We start from the raw sequence: 18393 nt of genomic DNA, 5'->3' as shown, positions 1-18393 counted from the left end.
GTACGGTCTAAACAGTGCGCTTCACTGGAGGGCGTCGTCCCCTCGTCCCGGAGCTGGATAATGAACACTTCGTACGCCGTCCACCGAGCCGGCCGGAAGGAGTGGACCGGTCTCGCGGTCCTGCTCCTCCCGCTGCTCTTCGTCTCGATGGACGTCTCGGTCCTGTACTTCGCCGTGCCCTATCTGAGCGTCGAGCTGGAACCGACGAGCACCCAGCAACTCTGGATCTTCGACGTCTACGGCTTCGTCCTGGCCGGCCTGCTGATCCCGATGGGCGCGCTCGGCGACCGGATCGGCCGCCGCCGGCTGCTGCTGCTCGGGGCCGCGGCGTTCGGCGCCGCCTCGCTGCTGGCGGCGTACGCCCCGAACGCCGAACTGCTCATCGCGGCCCGCGCGGTGCTCGGCGTCGCCGGGGCCACGCTGATGCCGTCCACCCTGGCCCTGATCCGCAACATGTTCCACGACGAACGGCAGCGCGGCACCGCGATCGGCATCTGGACCGGAGCGACGAGCGCCGGCATCGCGCTCGGCCCGGTGCTCTCCGGGCTGCTGCTCGAACACTTCTGGTGGGGCTCGGTCTTCCTGATCAACCTCCCGTTCATGGCGTTGCTGCTGGTCCTGGCGCCGGTGCTGGTGCCGGAGTTCCGGGCCGCCGGGCTCGGAAAGTTCGACTGGCTCAGCGGGGTGCTGTCGCTGGGGGCGGTGCTGCCGGTGATCTGGGGGGTGAAGGAGCTCGCCCGGACGGGCACGCTGGTGTCGTCGGCCGGGGCGATCGTGGTCGGGCTCGCCGTCGGGGTCGTGTTCCTCCGCCGCCAGGTCCGGCACCCCTCGCCGCTCGTCGACGTGGCGCTGTTCCGGCGGCGCGCGTTCGGCGGCGCGGCCGCGCTGAACGTCGTCGCCATGTTCGGTGTGGTGGGCTTCGCGCTGTTCGCCACGCAGTACCTGCAGTCGGTGCTCGGGCTCAGCCCGCTGCGTGCCGCGCTCTGGAGCGTGGCGCCGTCGCTGGTGATCGGCGGAGTGGCGCCGCTGGCGACCGCGCTCGGGCGGCGGTTCGACCGGGGCCTGGTCATGGCCGGCGGCTTCGCCGTCGCCGCGTGCGGGTTCCTGCTGGTCACGCGGGTGACCCCGGACACCGGGCTGGCGTTGGTACTGCTCGTGGCGACGCTCTACGCGGCCGGTCTGGTGACCGTGATGGCGCTGGTCACCGAAGTGGCGCTGGGGGTCGCGCCGCCGGAGCGGGCCGGGTCGGCGTCGGCGATTCTCGAGTCGGCGACCGAACTCGGGGGTGCGCTGGGGATGGCGCTGCTCGGCAGTCTCGGGAGCGCGATCTACCGGAGCTCGGTGACGTCGGGTGCGCCGGAGGGCGTGCCGTCGTCAGCGCTGGACGTGGCGCGGGAGACGCTCGGCGGCGCGCAAGCGGTAGCGGGATCGTTGCCGGGGTCCGTCGGGGACGCCGTGCTGCGGCTGGCCCGGGAGTCGTTTGTGGAGGGGATGCATGCGGCGGGGGTGGCTGCGGCGGTGGTGATGGTCGGGGCCGCGGTGGTGGCCGCGGTGGGGCTTCGAGGGCTCTCGCCGGCGGGTGGGACGGGGGAGGTGGAGGCCGAGGGAGCGGGTCCGACTGTGCGTCAGCGGGCCGTCCAGAAGTAGGCACGGGTGGCGGACTGGCCGGTGAGCAACCCGATCAGCACCACGGGCAACAACAACTGCAGCCCGGTGACGAGAATCGACGCGCCGCCGATCGAGGCGAACCCGGCCAGCACCACGAACGACGCGATCGCCAGCGTGATCACGTACGCCCCGCGGCTACCGCGCCAGATACCCCGCCCCAGCCAGCCCATCATCACCGCCGCGGCGAGCGGCACGAAGAACACCGCCGGTCCGAGCGTCGCGAACAGCAGCGAGAGCCCGAACAACCCGACCCCGGTGAGGTTCACCAGCACCATCGCCGCGACGACCGGCCGTGGCCGCTCCGGTCGCTCCCGCTTGGCCGGCAGCACGTGCATCGGAAGCGTCGGATCAGCCGCGTTGGACGGCAACGCGTTAGGCGTCTCCTCGACCCGCCCGCCGGGGTAGGCGCCCGATTGCGCTCCGGTCGGCGGGCCGGAGACGGGCGGCGCGGCCGCGCCGCCCACCGGCGCCGGAGGCGCGGAAACCGATGGCGTGGCCGCACTCCACGTTCCGGCCGGTGGGGTGGAAACCGATGGCGTGGCCGCACTCCACGTTCCGGCCGGTGGGGTGGAAACCGATGGCGTGGCCGCACCCCACGTTCCGGCCGGTGGCGTGGAAACCGGCGGGGCGGTCGCACCCCAGGTATTGGCCGGTGGCGCGGAGGTGGGCGGTGCGGCGGTGGCCCGGGCGTCGGCGGGCGGCGCGGAGACTGGCGGACCGGCGGCGCCCCAGGTGCCGGCCGGGGGTGCGGAGGTGGGCGGTGCGGCCGTACCCCACGCGCCAACCGGTGGTGCGGAGGTGGGCGTGGTGGCGGGCCGGGCGTTGACCGGTGGTGCGGAGAAAGGCGGGGAGGCTGCACCCCAGGTGCCGGTGGGGGAGGCGGAGGCGGGCGGCGCGCCGTTGGCCGGTGGGGCGGAAACGGGCGGGGTGGTAGCGGGCCGCGTGCCGGACGGAGGCGCGGAGGTGGGTGCTGCGGCGGCGGCCCAGGTGCCGGACGGAGGCGCGGAGGTGGGTGCTGCGGCGGCGGCCCAGGTGCCGGTCGGCGGCGCGGAGGTGGGCGACGCGGCGCGGGCGTCCGCCGGTGGTGCGGAGGTGGGCGACGCGGCGCGGGCGCTTGCCGGCGGTGCGGAGACCGGTGGTGTGACCGCGCCCCACGTGCTCGCCGGTCGCGCGGAGGCGGGGACTGGTGGCGTGGCTGCTCCCCGCGTGCCGGTTGGTGGCGCGGGGACAGGCGGCGCGAACGCGGTTTGCGCGCCGCCGGGTGGCATCGCGGTCGGTCGTGCGGCGGCGGGAGGGGCCGAGGTCGGGGCGGCGGCCTGATGCGGCGTCGCCGACGGCCGCGGAGTTACCGACGGCCGCGGCGTCACCGGCGGTGCGGAGACTGGCGGCGTGGCCGTGGTCCGAGCGCTGTGCGGCGGTGCGGAGACTGGCGGCGTGACCGCAGCCCGAGCGCTGTGCGGCGGTGCGGAGACCGGTGTGACCGTGGCCCGCGTGGAAGTGGCCGGCTGCGGTGTTGCCGCGGACCGGGGAGTGGTCGGCGGCGCGGAAGTCGGCGTGGCCGCGCCGCGCACTGACCCGGGCGGTGCGGAATCCGACGGTGCGGAGTCGGATGGTGCGGAATCCGACGGTGCGGAGTCGGATGGTGCGGAATCCGACGGTGCGGAGTCGGATGGCGCGGAGTTCGATCGCGCGGAGTCCGGCGGCGCGGAGTTCGATCGCGCGGAGTCCGGCGGCGCGGAGTTCGATCGCGCGGAGTCCGGCGGCGCGGTGCGGGAGCCGCTGCTCGGCGGCGCCGAGACGGGCGCCGTCGCGCGCTGGGTCGGGATGTGCGGGATCGAAGCCCTGCTGACCGTCGCCGTACCGGGCGGAACAGCTGCCCGCGCGGGCCTCGGCGGCGCGTCGGCGTCGGTGGTCCGCGCTTCGGGTGCGGTGGTCGCCGGTCGCGAGCGTCCTCTCTCCGTCGGCGCGGGGGCGGGTGTCGCGTCGTCGGACGGTTCGAGCGCGGACGCCGAGGCCGAACCGGGGTGGGCCGCCGTGGTCGGGTCCGCCGCCGCGGAGTTCGGCCGGGACGGAGCCCGCGACACTCCTGCCGACGTCGACCGACCGAGCCCCTCGGAACCAGCCTTCGCGCCGGAGGCCCCCGTGGGGATCTGCGCGCTCGTCGCCGCACCGTTCCCCGTCCGAGCGGGCGGCGCGTCCTCGGAGTCGCCTACCGACGCGGCATCCGGATCGGCCGGAGACGCCGGAGACGCCGGAGACGCCGGCGTGCCTCGAGCCGCCGATGACGCGGGTTTCCGCCCACCCGGAGCACGGGAGGACGGGGAGGCGGGCTCAGCCGTCGTGGCCGTTCCCGAGTCGTCCTTCGCCGCCGAGGCCGAGGACTTGTCGGTCATCGCGAACAGCGCCGCGAGCGCCGACCCCGGCGCCACCTTGAAGATCTCCGAAGCCTGTTTCGGCTCGGCGGGCTCGGCGTCGTCCTCGGTTCGAGGTGACGCCGAGGCCGAGTAGGTCCGTCCTACCGGCCGGGTGCCGACCTTCGCGTCGCCCGCCCCGGGGGTACGCGCCTCGCCCGCCCCGGGGGTACGCGCCGGGGCGCCCTGCTGGTCGCCGCCGGCCGGTCGACTCCCCGGCCGCGTCGGAGCCGTCGTCCGACCGGTGTCGTCCGCCGAGACCGAGCTGGTGTACGTGCGTGGGGAAGGCCGGTTGCCGCTCGGCGACTCCTCGGTGCGAGGGGCTCGCGTCGCCGGGATGCCGTCGCCGACCGGGACGGTGCCGGAGTAGGTGCGCCCGGCGGGCCGGGTTGCGGTTCTCGGTTCGTCGGTCCGAGGACCACGTGCCGCGGACCTGCTGTCCGCCGGGACCGCACCGGAGTAGGTCCGCCCGGTGCGCTGGATCGTCGGGTCGGGTCTTCCCCCGGCCTCCGAGCCGTCAGCTCCCCGATCGGCGCTCGACCCGCCGGAGTAGATCCGCCCGGCCGGTTTCGCCGACCGGTCGTCAGCGCCGGACCGCGTGTCGGTCCGGCCGGCAGGCGGGCCCTCGTTGCCGGAGCCCGTCGCCGGTTCCGGCGCGGGAGCGTTGCCGGACGACGTGGTGTAGGTACGGCCGACCGGTCGTGCGGGTGGGTTCCCGGCTCGGTGGTAGGTGCTCGGTCCGCTCGACGGCTGAGCGTCGTTCGACGGGGAGCCGTAGGTACGTCCCACCGGCCGGGTCGGCGACTTCGCGGAGGGCGCAGGAGACTTCGCCGGGCCCGCACCCGGCTCGGTCACGCGGTCGAGCGGCCCGGACGAGGTGCCACCGGCCGCCCGGGGGTCGGAAGGCCCCTGCCGGTCCAGGTCCCGCGCCCCGGTCCCTTCACGGTCCCGCCCCGCACCGGGCGCAGATCCCCGCTGCTCGTCGCCGGACGCGTCACGCGAGGCCACGGCTCCGTCACCCGGCCCGGCCGGCCGCGCGTCACCCGGCCCGCCTGGCCGTGCGTCGCCAGGCCCGGTCGGCCGTGCGTCGCCAGGACCGGCCGGACGCGCGTGATCCGATCCCGTCGGCCGCGCGCCGCGTGGAATGGAGCCCGCATCGCGTGGGGTGGAACTCGCGTCGCGTGGGGTCGAACTCGCCTCACGTGGGGTGGAGTCCGCGTCGCGCGGCGTGGGTGCACCGCGGCGGGCGCTGATCAGCGCGATCGCTGCCGCGGCCGTAGGGGTCGGTGCTGGACGAGCAGGCTTCACCTCGGACGTCCCACCGTTCGGCGTCGGCCGGTGGCTTTGTCCGGAGCGTGCGTCGGCCGAGCCCGGTGGAGCGGCGTTCGGACGGCGATCGTCCCCGGCGGCTGCACGAATGGGCGGCTCAACGACCGGCGCCACGGCCGGGTCAGATGAATCCGCTCGTGCGGCCGCATCATCAGCGGCGTTCTCCGCCGAGGCGTTCGTGCGCTCCTCGTCGGACCGCGGGGCTTGTTCCGCAGCCGCAGTGCGCCCGACCTCGGTGTCAACCTGCTCCGGCCCGTCGGCCGACGCGGACTCAGCGGATCGGGCGTCGGCGGTCGGCTTCGGCGAAGCGGCGGATAGCGGCGCGTCGTCCGCAGCCTCGTCGGCATCGGGGTCGATCGTGACCAAGGGAACCGTTGCCGTCGGGCCGGCGCTCCGGACCGGCTCGAGCGGGACAGTGGCCTCCGGGTTGTTGACGGACGCAGCGGCGGCTGCCCCAGCGGCGCTGGGGGTGGTTCCGGAGGTCATGGCGCCGGACGCTAGGGGCCGGGTGGGTGGTCGCGCCTCGTCCGATCGGACATATTCCGGTGTCCTCAGTGGTCTTTTGTTCCTTCGGTGACGCTCTCGTCGCGACTGGTCATCGCGGCGAGGCCGACTCAGGGTAGTCATCCGTGTGATGCCCGCCGCGCGGCGGCTCCGGGCGGAATATTCAGTGGTCGTTTGGCGTCTGAATCGGTACAGTAACAAGTGTTCCGATCGAACGAACCGAGGAAGGTCACCGTGCCTACGGCACTGAGCATTGAGCAGCACCTGCAGGAACTTCACGACGAGTACGCGGCTCGCATCAACGAGGCGGTCGCGGACGACCGCGACGACCTGGCCTGGCAGCTGGCCGACTCCTACACGCGCGAGGCGCTGCGCGCCCAGGCCGCGTACGGCCTCACGCCGTCGCTCGACCGGCTTCCCGGTCGGAGCGCCCCCGTCGCCGCCTGACGCGACGACGCCGCGCGCCCGACGAGGAGCGCCGGCCACCGCCGCGACGTCGCGGCGACACCCACCGCCCGCACTGATGCGGGCCTCGATCGCCGAGAGCCCGGGAATGTACCCCAGATGAAAATCGTTATCGGGTACGTGAGGCTTCCGGGACATCGGAAGCAGGGAGGACGGCCGTCATGAAGGTCAGGAACTCGCTCCGATCGCTGAAGGCGAAGGACGGCTCGATCGTGGTTCGCCGCCACGGCCAGCTCCTCGTCGTCAACAAGAAGAACCCCAGGCTGAAGGCCCGTCAGGGCTGAACCGCAGCACGTACAGTAGGGCCCCGGTCACCGACCGGGGCCCTACTCCATGCCGGGCCCCGGCCCGGTTAGAGTGACCGGATTGTGGACTTCGATGACCTGACGCTGGAGAGCGCCGCACACGACAACGCGATCGTCGCGGTCTACCGGCAGATGTTCGCGGTCCTGGGCAGTTCGGCGCAGTCCGTCATCGCCGACCCGGAGATGGTCGACCTGGCCGACGCGCTGTTCGCGGCGTTCTCGAGTGCCGGCAGCGACGGCCTCACGATGGAACAGATGCGCCACGCGTGCCGGGGCTTCCCCGAGCCGGTGTTCCAGTCGCGGGTCCGCGTGCTGCGTGAGCTCGGCGCGGTGCAGAAGGCGTTCGACCGTCCGCACCAGGACGTCTACCGCGCCAGTTTCACCAGCTACGTCTCGCTGCTCTTCGTCCGCCGGATGCTCACCCGCGGTGGTCAGCTCGAGCTGCACCGCATGCTGAGCCTCGAACGCCTCAACCTCGACGACCCGTCCGCGACCGAGGACGACGCCCGCGAGGCCGCGGCGCGCCTCACGAAGGCGTTCCGGCTGATCGTCACTGAACTGTTCATGCTGACGTCGGGCGGCACGATCGACACGCTCCGGGAGAAAGCGCCGCTGCTCTGGAACGCCGACGCGCTGATCGGCGAAGCCACCGGGTTGCACGACACCTTGCTGTCGCGCTGGCCGGACCTCACCCGGCCGAGCACGGAGCTGCGTGCCGCGATCGCGTCCTATCGCGACGTGTCGACGGCCGCGGCGGGCCGGCTCACCCAGGCCGTGGGCGCCACCCGGGCGCTGGACCTGCTGCCGCCCGAGGTGTGGCGCACGTTCACGCGCCGTTCGTCGGTGAGCGCGCTCGCCGCGCCGCTCGCCGGGCTCGTCTTCGACGCGCCCCGGGCCTGGCTGTCGGCGGCCGACCTCACCGAGGCCGTGGCGCAGGCCGAGCGACCCACCGCCGCGCGGATCCGTCCGCCCCGTCCGGCCGACGACGAGCCGATGGACGCCGAACCCGCACGCACCGCCGACGACGCCGAGGCCGCCGACCTGGCCGCCCGGGCCGAGGCCGCGCTCGCCGGGCGGGAGGCGGTGGCCGTCGCCGAGCTGGTCGGCGGTTCGGGGGACTGGCCCACGGCCCGCCGCCTGCTCGCCGACCTCACCGCCGCGGCCCAACACCCGTCCCTGCCGTACGCGCTCGTCTGGGGTGACGGTCTTCTGGTCGACGCCGGGGGCGTGCCGTCGTGGCGCGGGCAGGGAACGTTCCGCCGGGTGTTGGTCGCCGGATGAGCGCACCTCCGATCGCGGGGGTGCCGGCTGCCCTCGCGCCGCTCACCGCGCTGGGCGCAGGTGTGGTGGGCGCAGGTGTGGTGGGCGATGCCGCGTTGCGGTGCGCCCGGGCGTGGGCGGGCGGGATCCGGCCGGGCGCGCGGACGAGCGGCGGGTTGGTGTCGCCTCGTGCTGCGGGGCAGGTGCGCGCTGCTGCGGGGCAGGTGCGCGCTGCTGCGGCAGGCGGCTTCGGAGAGCGGGCAGCTGTTGTGATGCGGGGCGGGGTGTCGTGCGGGGTTGTCGTGCGGGGTGGCTTTGAGCTGCGGGTTGGCACTGTGCTGCGGGGCCGCTCTGTGATGGGGGACCGCTCTGTGCGGCGGGGTCGCTCTGTTCTGGGTCGCTCTGTTCTGGGTCGCTCTGTTCTGGGTCGCACTGTGATGCGGGCCAGCTTTGTGCTGCGGGGCGGGTGGTAGAGGTGGCGGCTTTGGACGAGGCGGCGTTGTGGGCGGCTCGAGCTCGCGCCGAGGGACCGTTGGCGGTCGCGCCGGGGGTGGCGGCACCGGACGGGTTCCGGCGGTTGCTGGAGCCAGCGGGTGTTTCGGCGGATAACGGCGTGACTTCCGTGGCTGATGGTGCGGCGAGCACCGACACGGGCGCGAGTAGCGCGCTGGGCATGAGTGGCGATGGGGCCGCCGGGAATCAGGGGACCGCTGGGGATCCTGGAGCCGCTGGAGATCCTGATGCCGCAGGGGGCCGCGGAGCCGCAGGGGGCCGCGGGGCCGCGGGGGACGGCGTGGCCGGTGGGGATCGCGTGACTGTCCGGGATGACGTGTCCGACGGCGGTGCCGTGACTCGTGGTGGTGCCGGAACCGCCGAGGGCGCAGACAGTCCAGAGAGCGCCATGAACACCCCGGGGAACGAGAACACCCAAGTTGACCAGAGCGCCCGAAGTGGCGAGAGCACCCGAAGCAACCAGAGCGCTCGGCGTGACCAGCGTGCTCAGCGTGAGGAAAACGCCCGAAGTGACGAACGCGGCCGTAGCGATAGAAGTGGCCAAACCGCTCAGGGCATCGGGATTGTCCAGGGAATCGAGAGCGTCGGAAGTGTCCAGGGCGTCGGAAGTGTCCAGGGCACCGGAAGTGTCCAGGGCCCTGGGCGTGCCGAGGGTGCTGGCCGTGCTGAGGGTGCTGAGAAGGCTGGGGATGTCGAGCGTGCTGGGCGTGATGGGAACGCTGGGCTTGACCAGAGTTCTCGTGGTGCTCCGGATGAGGGGAAGGTCGGCGGCCCTTCTGACCGCGCGCTCGGTAGGGCTGGGAGTGGTGAGGTCCGCCGGGCGGCGGGGGGCCCGTCCGGGGCCTGGTTGGTGCCGGTCGGGCCGGATGGGGTGACCCCGGCGGCGCTGCGTGATCTGCGGCTGGGGCTGCCCACGTTGGACCATCGGAACGAGGCGAGCCGGGTGCTCGCCGTGTGTCTGCGCTGTTGTTGGAGCGACCTGGCCGGGGAGCCCTGGCCGGGGCGGGAGACGTCGGTCGCCGCGGTGATGGGGATGCTGGCGGAGTTGCTGCCCACTCGGTTGCCGCAAACCCATCACCGGTTCGCGGTCGAGGCGTTCCGGCAGCTCAACGACTCCGGCTGGTTGCGGTGGAGGGAGCGGGCGGGAACGATCCGGCTCGGGCCGCGGGTGGCGGGTTGGCCGGTCGCGGAACTCGAGGCCCTGCGGGAGCTGTGCCGCACCATGCCCACCCCGCCTATGCCACCGGAGAAACCGCGCACGACAGGGTCGGCCGCCGCGGACGCTACCCGCGGCACGATGCTGCCTCCGCGGGACGCTTCCCGCGGGACCACGTCGGCTGTGTCGGAGCTGCCCACCGCGGCTCCGGGGGCTACCCGGGCAACGACGCCGGCTCCGGCCCCGAAGCCAGCGACTTCCGACGCCGATGTCTCGCCCGCTTCGGGCTCGTCGCCGGAGGCGCTTCGGGGTGGGGGCGCCGCGCGGGCGGTGGGCAGCGGGGCGGCGTACGGAGAAGAAGCGGGAAGTACACGCGAGGGGGCGGGGTGACTCATCCGGCGGACGACATCCTGGGGGCGCTGTCGGAGCGGCAACGCGACGAAGTCGTGGCCGCCTGGGCCGCGGTGGAGTACGGGCGGGAGCCGGTCGACGAGGTCGGGTTCGCCGCGCTCCGGGACCCGGCGCTGCGCGAGACGCTCCGGGCCGTGCTGCGCCGGACCGGGCGTGACCTGGTGCGTGCCGCCGGTCGGCAGTGGACGAGCGGGTACGCCGACGACGTGCGCGAGGAACTCGTGGCCCGCGGCTGGGGTGCGCTGCCGGAGTACGACCGCGCGGTGCTCACGACGATCCTCGTGCACTCGGTGGCGATCCCGCGGTCGGAGGGGCACCTCACCGACGACAGCTGGGCCTCCGCGGTGCCGACCACGGTGGCCGAGTTGCGCGGGCACACGCAGCTGGCGCGGGGCAAGCTCAGCGAGGCGCTGCAGCGGCTGCGCACGGCCGACCTGATCCGGCAGACGCGCAGCGCGGGGTACGTGCCGGGGGCGCAGTTCCACCGGCTGACGCCGGCCGCGCGCAAGGTGCTGCAGGAGGAGTTGGTGCTGGCCGCCGGCCCGGGGAGCCCCCTGGCGGCGGCGATTCGAGCGGGCAGAGGAGAACAGTGAGGATCGACGACCACCTGGACGTCGTGGGTGACCGGGTCGCGATCGGGATCCAGCTGATCGGGGTGTCGCGGCTCTCGACGCACCCGGTGCCGCTGCTGCCGGGGTGCCTGATCACGGTCGCCGGGCAGGGGCCGAAGGACTCGAACGGGGCCGGGAAGTCCTCGTTCATCGCCGCGCTGACGCTGTTGCACGGCGACGAGCAGTGGCGGCTGGCGTCCGGGGCCCGCGAATCGGCCGACCTGTTGTTCTCCGCGGAGATCGCCGCGCAGGAGCGGGAGTACGCGAGCGCGGACCACGGGTACGTGATCGGGGTGTTCGCCGACCGTGAGGCCGAGGACCCGGGGCCGAGCGCGCTCACCGTGTGGCTGCGGATCTCACGGGACACCCCGCACGTGCTGGTGCGGTGGGCGAACGGGCTGCACGTGCCGGTCGGTGCGTCGGAGGCCGACCGCGAGCGGGAAGCGGACACGCTGTGGGCGGCGCTCCCGCCCCGCGCAGGTCGACGCGACTACAACGCGCGTGACCTGTCCCGCGTGCTGTTCGGCGACCACATCCGGTGCGTGTCGTTCCTGTCGACGTCGGTACGGCCGTCGGCGACCGCGAACCTGCTGGCCCAGCCGCTCAACGAGCTCAAGCCCGACCGGATCTTCTCCGCGGTCGCGGCGCTGACCGGGCTCGACCACGAGATCGCCGACGAGCAGCGCCACCGCAACACCGAGCACGCCGAGTTGGAGAAGGCCGCCGACGCCGAGCGCAAGCTCGTCGAGTGGGAAGAGCAGGCGCACCACATCGAGTCCGCGATCGCGCGGCGGGAACAGGCCCGCGACCTGGCCGGAACGGCGCGGGACCGGTGGCGGTCGCGGGCGGCGGTGCTGGTCGCGCGGGGCGCCGACGAGCTGGAGGCGATCGAGGACGACCTGGAGCGGATCGCCGCCGACGACGGTGCGCAGGCCGAACGGCTCGCGACGATCGCCGAGGAACTGCACGTGCTCGGCGACGACGTCGCGCTGCGCGACCGGTTGCGCCGCGCGGAGGAGTCGTTCGCGTCGGTCGACGCCGACCACCAGGCCCTACGTGACCGCCGCCGGGCGTTGACCGGGAGCCTGGAGCGGCTCGGCCGGGAAGCCGACGAGCTGGAGGCGACGGCGCGGGACACGGACGGTCGGTCGGTGGCGGACGCGTCCGACGAGCTAGAAGCCGCGGCGACGGTGCGCACCGCGGCGATCGGTGCCCGGGCTATCGCGGCGTCGGCGCTGGACGCGGCCCGGGCGGCGGTGCGGGTGGCGGAGTCCGGGGACGACGTCGCGGCCCCGCAGCTGGCCGCGCTGCGGACCGCCGGGATCGCGGCGACGGCGCTCGTCGACGCGGTGACGATCGCGGAGCCGCAGCGGGCGGTGCGGGAGCCGCTGCTCTGGCCGTACCGCGAAGCGGTGGTGATCGGCGAGGGTGATCTCGATGCCGCCACGGCGGCGCTGGCCGGGATCCCGGGCTCGATCGTCGTCTCCGATCCGTCGGCGTTCCTCTCGCGGCTGGAGGCCGCGGCGGCGGTGAACGGCGCCGCCGTCACGTCGGGCGGCGTGACCGTCGTCGGGGGATTCGCCGCCCCGATCACCGGGCGGGCCGCACGCATCGAGCGGGCCCAGGCGTCGGTCGCCGACGCGCGGACCACCCTCGACGAGGCGTCCGCGCAGCTCGCCGACGCCGACCGGCGGCTCGCGGTCGCCGACCGCCGGGTCGTCGCGGCGCGCGCCGCGGTGACCGCGGAGTCCCGCCGGACCAGGATCCGCGCGCACCGCCGCGAACTCGACGAGGTCGCCGACCGCGAGGACGCGCTCGCGCCCCGGCTCACCGCCGCCCGCCACGAGTACGACCTGGCCCGCCTGGCCGAGACCGGCCGCCAGCAGCAGGCCGAGGCGCTGCTCGGCAACCGGCGCCGGGTCGAGGACGGCCGCGACGAACTCCGGGCCGAACGCGACCGGCTCGAGACCCGGCGCCGGATCGTCGACCTGGACTCCCTGCTCAAGGAGTGGGGCGGCACCGTGGAGGCCGCGCAGGACCATCTCGCCGACCTGCCCGACGAGGAGCAGCTCTTCGACTCCGACGACTGGTGGCGCGCCGCCGAGTCGGTGCTCGCGGAGATTCTCGCCCTGTGCTTCCGGGCCGGGGACCCGGTACCGGCGCAGGTCACGGCGCTGGGCGAGGAGCGTTCGGCTCCCGGCCGCGGTCAGGCCGACCGGCAGAAACAGACATTCGGTGCACTCCTGGCCGCGGTCCGCGACCACCTCACGCTCAAGGCCCATGAGGACGCCCATCAACGCGCCCGCCTCGCCGACGAGCGGGTCGAGAAGCGGCGGGCCCGCGACGCGGCGTCGCTGGGTCACGAGGAGGCGGCGAAGGCCGCCGCCGCGGTGCGGGCGTCGCTGGCCCGGGCGATCACGGCCCGGCTCACCGCGGTCGGCGCGAAGTTCGACGACCTCGACCGGGCCTACGGGGGGTACGGGGCGGGCCTGCGGTTCGTCGAGCCCGAACCGCCGGCCGACCCGACCAAGCGCTGGAACTGGGAGGTCACCCCGGTGTGGCGCCGGGCCGAGGGCAACGTGATGGTCGCCTACGACCGTCGTGGGAACACCGCGCAGATGGACGAGAAGGCGGTGAAGCTGGTGTGCGCGGCGGCGTTGGCGTCGGGCACCGGCCGGCCGTTGCTGCTGGTGCTGGACGAGTTGGGCCGCAACCTCGGCAAGCAGCACCGGCGCGAGGCGGTGGCGCTGTTCGAGCGGATCGGCGCCGACAGCGGCATCACGGTCGTCGGCGCGCTCCAGGACGACATGGAGCGGTACGCGATCGACGCGTGCGGGGAGTACGTGAAGCTGCGCCGGACGTCGGACGCGATGGCGTACAACCAGGCGCCGGTGATCCACGGGTTCGACCGCCGGGCGGCCCGGGTGGCGCTGCTGGGCGAGTGGCTGTCGGGAAGCTACTCCGGCGATCTCCTGGAGGTCTGATGTCCGTTCCCGACCCGGTCGCGGTGTTGCGGATGGTGTCGCCGGTTCTACCCGGTTCAGGTCGCGGAGAAGCAGAATTGCACGGTGCGGGCGGTCGTGCGTGCTCCGGGCGGTCACGGGTCGCTCGCCCGGCCGGGTGGGGTGACCGCGCGGCTGGGATCGATGCTGCCGGTGCTGGACCGGCGGTGGCCGCCGCGTTGCCCGCCCCGGCGGCGCGGTGAACGTGCGCCCTACGTCTGCTTCGGTCGATCTGGACGGTCGGTTGCTGCCCGGCTTCGGGCCCGAGTCGTTCGTGGCCGAGCTTCGGGCACTGCTGGGCGACGACGTCGAGCTGGGCGTCGTGCGGCACGATCCCGTCACGCTCGAACCGTCGCTGGGGCTGTTCGACACGCTCGCCTCGGTGCTGCGTGAGCACGCTGCCCGCGTCGATGAAGTTCACGACGCTCGTGCACGGGGTGGACGAACGCATTCCGGTCGAGGCGGTGGAGTTCGGGACGTCGTGCGTGCGGTCGTTGCTGGGGCGGTTCTCGTGAGCGGGTTGTCCGCGCCGGTCAGTGCATGGCGCGGATGAAGCCGGCCAGGCGGGTGGCGTCGCGGCGGCGTCGCTCGTAGGTGGCGCCGACCGCGAGCAGCAGCGCACCGGCGAGGGAGAGCGGCACCCAGGTCGGGACCGTGTCGGCGAGCGCGGGGAGCACCGGCACGAGCGCCCGGGCGGTGACCAGGCTCAGCACGACGGCCCCGACCAGGAACGGAGCCTGCCGCCGGGTCGCCGCGCCGGCGAGCGTCACGGCGAGCGCCGCGATCCCCAGCAGCAGCGCGCGGACCCCGAGCGTGCCCGCGGCCAGCGCGACCACGAGGGTCGGCACGGTCGCGACCGTGAGCGCCGGACCGAGCGCAGGCCACGACGACACCGCCGGTCGGCGTCGCAGCGTGAAGAGACCGAACGCTGCGGTCAGCGCGGCGGCCGGGAGCGTGTACGCCTCCGGCACGGTGACCCCGGCCCGGCCGAGCCAGGCCCACAGCGCGACGAGCTCCACGACCGGCACGAGCCATCCGCACCGGCGCCGGTCGGAGCGCAACCCGACGAGCCCGAGCGGGACGCCGAGAAGGGTCGTCGTGAGGGCGAACGTCGGATCGCCGGTGGTGCCGAGCTCGAGGAGCCCGGCCGCGGAGGCGCTCAGTGCGAAGGCGAGGAGGCCGGCCACGGCGGCGCCCGCGTCGAGAACGTCGGTGACGACGTGGGGAGCGGCGAGGAGGCCGGGTAGGACGAGCACGGTGGTGAGCGCCACGAGGAGGTAGGCCACCGGGAGGTCGGCGGCGGCGCCGGTCGCGAAGGCCAGGGCGATGGCGCTGGCGGTAAGGGCGGCGGCGCCGATGCCGCGGGGGGTGTTGTCGCGGGTGAGCGCGGTGACGGCGGTGGCGGCGGCGAGCACGAGGGTGAGAACGACGAGGGTGGCGGTGCGGTCGGCCAGGGCCCAGGCCAGGGCGTTGAGGGTAGCGGTGGCGGCCAGTGCCGCGGCGATGGTGGTGTTCGGCGACCGGCGGAGGGGAGTGGCCGGGATTCCGGCGGTGGGGGAGCGGAGGGGAAGGCAGGCGGTGACGGTGCCGGTGGCGGCCAGGGCCAGGAGCACGGTCACGGCGATCGGCCAGGGGGCGTGGAGCGCGGGGGCCAGCGTGGCGAGGCCCGGAGCGAGAGCCGGAACAGCGGACCAGAGGGCCGTTCGGCGGTCCGCGCGCCACCGCACCCCGAGGAACACGACGGCCGCGGCCAGCAGCACGACCGGGTCGAGCACGGTGCCCGGGTAGGTCAGCGCCGGACCGAGCGCGGCGGCGTCGGCCGGTGCGCCCCGCCAGACGGCGGTCACCCAGCTGAGCGGTCCGACCACCACGGCGAGCACCGTCGGCACCAGCGCCGACGCGGCGACGACGATGCCCGGCGTCGCCGCAGCCACCGCGCCCCACCGCCCGGCCGACGGGCGCCGGCCCTCGGTGGCGAACTCCCCGGTGGGGCGGGAGTTCCCCGTGATTCCGGCGGCCGGACGGGGCAGGGCGGCGTGGACGGCGACGGCGGCCAGGGCGGCGGCGGTCAGGGCGAGGATCGCGAGGACCGAGCGGTCGACGAGCTGGAGATCGCCACCGGGGCCGGGCACGGCGGCGGCCAGCGCGGCGCCGGTGTAGGCGGTGACCCCGGCGAGAATCGCGGCCAGCGTGGCCGAGTGCGGGCGCGCGTCCCGCGTCAGCCGGGCGATCGTGAGCGCGACGAGCGCGGAAAGCCCGACCGCGACGCCGGCCGGACCGGGCCCCCCGACCCAGCCGGACGCATCCCTCGCGACCGCGGTGGCGACGGCCGCCGCCCAACCGCTGAGCGTGCCGAGCGCGAGCCCGGTGGCGACCACCTGACGCGTGCCGGTGGAGCGAACGGCCACGATCCCGTAGAGCGCGGCGACGAGGCCGAGCGTGACGAGCGTGGCCTCGCGGGAGGCCAGCGACACCACGGTGGCGTGCGCGGCCAGGACGCCGCCGAGCCAGGAGAGGACAGGCGCGCGCCGGACCATCCCCGCCACCGTGGCCGCGACCGCGGCCAGGCCCACGACCAGCAGGGTCGCCCAGATCGAAGCACCGAACGCCGCCGGGGCCAACACGAGGACCGCACCGACGCCCAGCGGCGCCGCGCTGCTCGCCGCCTGCCGGGCGATCCCCTCGCCGTGCGGCGAGGTGGGCTGAACGCCGCGCGGCGCGGTCTGGATTTTTTCGTGGGGGGTGGTCGTGGAGTCGGGTGCGGTGCTCGGGGAGGGGCGGCGGTCCAGGGAGAGGAGAAGGAGTCCGGTGGCGACGGTCAGGGCCAGTAGTGCGGTGACCAGGTCGGGGCTGGGACGGGCGTCGGGGACGGCCCAGACGGGCTGGGTCACCGAGGTCGCGCGCCAGACGAGTTCGGGGCTCACCAGAGGAGCCAGGAGCGTGAAGCCGACGGCGGTGACCGGTGAGATACCCGCGACTGCCGCGACCACCGCGGACGCGATTCCGGTGCCGGTGCGCCACGGCGTACGCAGCGCGAGCGTGACCGCCGCGGCGGCGGTGATCGCCACCGCGACCCCGGTCAGGCCCCAGCCGCGGGGACCGAAGAGCAGCCACTGGACCACCGGGCCGGCCAGGACCATCGGCACCGCGACCCCCGCGGCCAGCCCACGAGCCACCGCCGACGCCCCGTCCGCCCCACGCTCCGCCGAGGGTGCGTCAGCCGGGGTGGGTGCCGCCGGACGCGCGGTGGACGGGTGCGCCGGCCCGGTCGGGTGGGAGTCGGCGCCGGAGGCGTGGGGCGCGGTTGCGGGCTGGGTGGGGTTGGTGGGGTTGGTGGGCTCGGCGGGGTTGGCGGGGTTGGCGGGCGGTGAGGGGAGAGCGGCGCGACTGAAGGTGGCGCGGACGGACGTGGAGGTGGTGCGGGCGGACGTGGAGGTGGTGCGGGCAGGAGTGGCGGTTTCGGCGGCCAGGAGGATGGCTGCGGCGAGGCCGATGAGGACGAGGGTGCCGACCAGGCGCTGGGCCGGGGCTGCTGTCGCTCCGGTCGGGGCGGCGGCGGCGACGAAGGCGCTCAGGGCGGTGCCGAGGGCGGTGAAGGCGCCGCAGACGAGGGCCACGGTGCGGAGCGCCTGGTTCCGGCTGAACCAGCGGATGGCGACGTCGGCTCCGACCAGCGCGAGACCGAGTGCCGCGTAGGCCGCGAGCACGTCGAGCGAAGGGCTGAACAGGAGCAGCGCCGCGGGGTGCGCGAGTACCAGGCCCGCCGGGCGGAGGGTGCGCAGGGGAACCAGGGCGGGGTAGACCAGGGCGATCGCCGCGACGGTGCCCAGCACGATTCCCGCGTATCTCGCTCCTCCGGAGGGGACCAGTCCGGCGTGGTGGAGTGCGTAGCCGTCGAGGGCGAGGAGGACCAGGCCGAGCAGGCCGATGGTTTCGGCGGTCGAGGTCAGGCCGCGGCGGTGCAGCAGCGCGGGCACGGCGAAGGTGATCGCGGTGATGCCGGCGAGAATGGCGGCCCGTCCGCCGATGCCGAAGGCGCCCCAGGCGACCACGGTGAACACGACCGCGGCGACGGCCAGCAGGGCGCCGCCGAGGGCCAGCAGCACGGTCTGCACCGACCAGGCCGACGCCTCGGGGCGCACCGGCTCGCCGACCGGCCCCACCCACGGCGGCACCGGCCCCACCCCACCAGGCCCGGCCGCGCCAGGTCCGGCCGCGCCGGGCCAGGAGACGCCAGGAGCAGCCCCACCGGCAGCCGGAGACGCGTATGCGGGTGCCGTGTGCCCCGGTGCGCCGGCCTCGGTGCTCGCGGCATAGGGCGCCGCGTACCCGGCTCCGACCCCGCCGCGCCCCGCTGCTCCGGACCCCTTTGCTCCAGGTCCTGCGACCCCGGGCACTGCGGCTCCGGGTCCTGCGACCCCGGATCCAGTCCCCGCGAGTCCGGGCGAGACCAAGCGCTGGGCGAGCAAACGCGCTCGATGCGCCGAGGCTCCGGCCCACGCGTGGTACGCCGCCGCCGCGTAGTTCTCCGCTCGGTCGGCCTCGAACCTCGCGGCCCGCGCGCGACCGGTCGCCACCGACAACGTCCGCGCCGTCACGACCACCGCAGCGTCGGCCCGCGCCAACTCCTGCCGAGCCGCTTCTCGCCGAGCCGCCTCATGATCCGGGTACATGCGTACACCCTGTCGCCCCCCGCCCCGCGACGCCTGAGCAGAAGTACCCGCCCTGCGCAGCGCGTCCCGCCCCGCCCCGTCCCGC

General features: G+C 74.9%; 12 protein-coding genes. 9 read left to right on the top strand and 3 right to left on the bottom strand.

Going from position 1 to position 18393, the window contains the following annotated elements:
• Nucleotides 1–60 precede the first annotated feature (60 nt).
• Nucleotides 61–1647, top strand: coding sequence for an MFS transporter (locus CRYAR_RS27205; RefSeq protein ID WP_063725768.1), 1587 nt, complete (start codon nucleotides 61–63; stop codon nucleotides 1645–1647).
• Here the strand turns inward: CRYAR_RS27205 and CRYAR_RS27200 are convergent.
• Both CRYAR_RS27200 and CRYAR_RS27195 read right to left on the bottom strand, forming a co-directional pair.
• Nucleotides 1626–2036: a hypothetical protein gene (locus CRYAR_RS27200; protein ID WP_169745089.1), complete on the bottom strand. Its 411-nt coding sequence runs from the start codon at nucleotides 2034–2036 to the stop codon at nucleotides 1626–1628. The two genes, CRYAR_RS27205 and CRYAR_RS27200, sit on opposite strands and share 22 nt — an antisense overlap.
• Before the next feature lie 4 nt (nucleotides 2037–2040).
• Complete coding sequence (locus tag CRYAR_RS27195) at nucleotides 2041–2823, bottom strand: hypothetical protein (RefSeq protein WP_035856223.1); 783 nt, start codon at nucleotides 2821–2823, stop codon at nucleotides 2041–2043.
• A gap of 279 nt (nucleotides 2824–3102) precedes the next feature.
• Here CRYAR_RS27195 and CRYAR_RS27190 point away from each other — a divergent pair, with 279 nt between their 5' ends.
• From CRYAR_RS27190 to CRYAR_RS50340, 8 genes are all read left to right on the top strand, one after another.
• Nucleotides 3103–4176, top strand: a complete 1074-nt coding sequence (locus CRYAR_RS27190; protein WP_157018093.1) for a hypothetical protein — start codon at nucleotides 3103–3105, stop codon at nucleotides 4174–4176.
• Between the two features lie 147 nt (nucleotides 4177–4323).
• Nucleotides 4324–4449: a hypothetical protein gene (locus tag CRYAR_RS50345; protein WP_281174633.1), complete on the top strand. Its 126-nt coding sequence runs from the start codon at nucleotides 4324–4326 to the stop codon at nucleotides 4447–4449.
• Nucleotides 4450–6146: 1697 nt separating this feature from the next.
• Nucleotides 6147–6359: a hypothetical protein gene (locus tag CRYAR_RS27185; RefSeq protein WP_157018091.1), complete on the top strand. Its 213-nt coding sequence runs from the start codon at nucleotides 6147–6149 to the stop codon at nucleotides 6357–6359.
• Nucleotides 6360–6538: 179 nt separating this feature from the next.
• Nucleotides 6539–6661 (top strand): ribosomal protein bL36, encoded by a 123-nt coding sequence (locus tag CRYAR_RS27180; RefSeq protein ID WP_035856220.1) that lies wholly within the window; start codon nucleotides 6539–6541, stop codon nucleotides 6659–6661.
• A gap of 84 nt (nucleotides 6662–6745) precedes the next feature.
• Entirely contained in the window at nucleotides 6746–7963 is a 1218-nt protein-coding gene (locus CRYAR_RS27175; protein ID WP_084700998.1) for a hypothetical protein, read from the top strand.
• Nucleotides 7964–9997: 2034 nt separating this feature from the next.
• The gene (locus CRYAR_RS27160) at nucleotides 9998–10615 is read left to right on the top strand and encodes a hypothetical protein (protein WP_035856217.1); all 618 of its coding nucleotides are present in this window, start codon (nucleotides 9998–10000) and stop codon (nucleotides 10613–10615) included.
• Entirely contained in the window at nucleotides 10612–13617 is a 3006-nt protein-coding gene (locus tag CRYAR_RS27155; RefSeq protein WP_035856216.1) for a coiled-coil domain-containing protein, read from the top strand. The genes CRYAR_RS27160 and CRYAR_RS27155 overlap by 4 nt, the downstream gene beginning before the upstream one ends.
• Before the next feature lie 407 nt (nucleotides 13618–14024).
• Nucleotides 14025–14150 (top strand): hypothetical protein, encoded by a 126-nt coding sequence (locus tag CRYAR_RS50340; RefSeq protein ID WP_281174632.1) that lies wholly within the window; start codon nucleotides 14025–14027, stop codon nucleotides 14148–14150.
• Between the two features lie 18 nt (nucleotides 14151–14168).
• On the opposite strand, the gene CRYAR_RS27150 is transcribed toward CRYAR_RS50340, so the two are convergent.
• On the bottom strand, nucleotides 14169–17810 hold the full coding sequence (locus CRYAR_RS27150) for an SCO7613 C-terminal domain-containing membrane protein (RefSeq protein ID WP_157018089.1): 3642 nt from the start codon (nucleotides 17808–17810) through the stop codon (nucleotides 14169–14171).
• Between the last annotated feature and the right edge of the window lie 583 nt (nucleotides 17811–18393).

The organism is Cryptosporangium arvum DSM 44712 (genome assembly GCF_000585375.1).
Taxonomy (GTDB): domain Bacteria; phylum Actinomycetota; class Actinomycetes; order Mycobacteriales; family Cryptosporangiaceae; genus Cryptosporangium; species Cryptosporangium arvum.
Note: the sequence above shows the minus strand (reverse complement) of the source record. Positions and strands in the feature narration are given on the sequence as shown.

Excerpts from the sequence above, each read along its gene's own strand:
- CRYAR_RS27205 (WP_063725768.1), top strand. The coding sequence starts at position 61 with ATGAACACTTCGTACGCCGTCCACCGAGCCGGCCGGAAGGAGTGGACC.
- CRYAR_RS27180 (WP_035856220.1), top strand. The coding sequence starts at position 6,539 with ATGAAGGTCAGGAACTCGCTCCGATCGCTGAAGGCGAAGGACGGCTCG.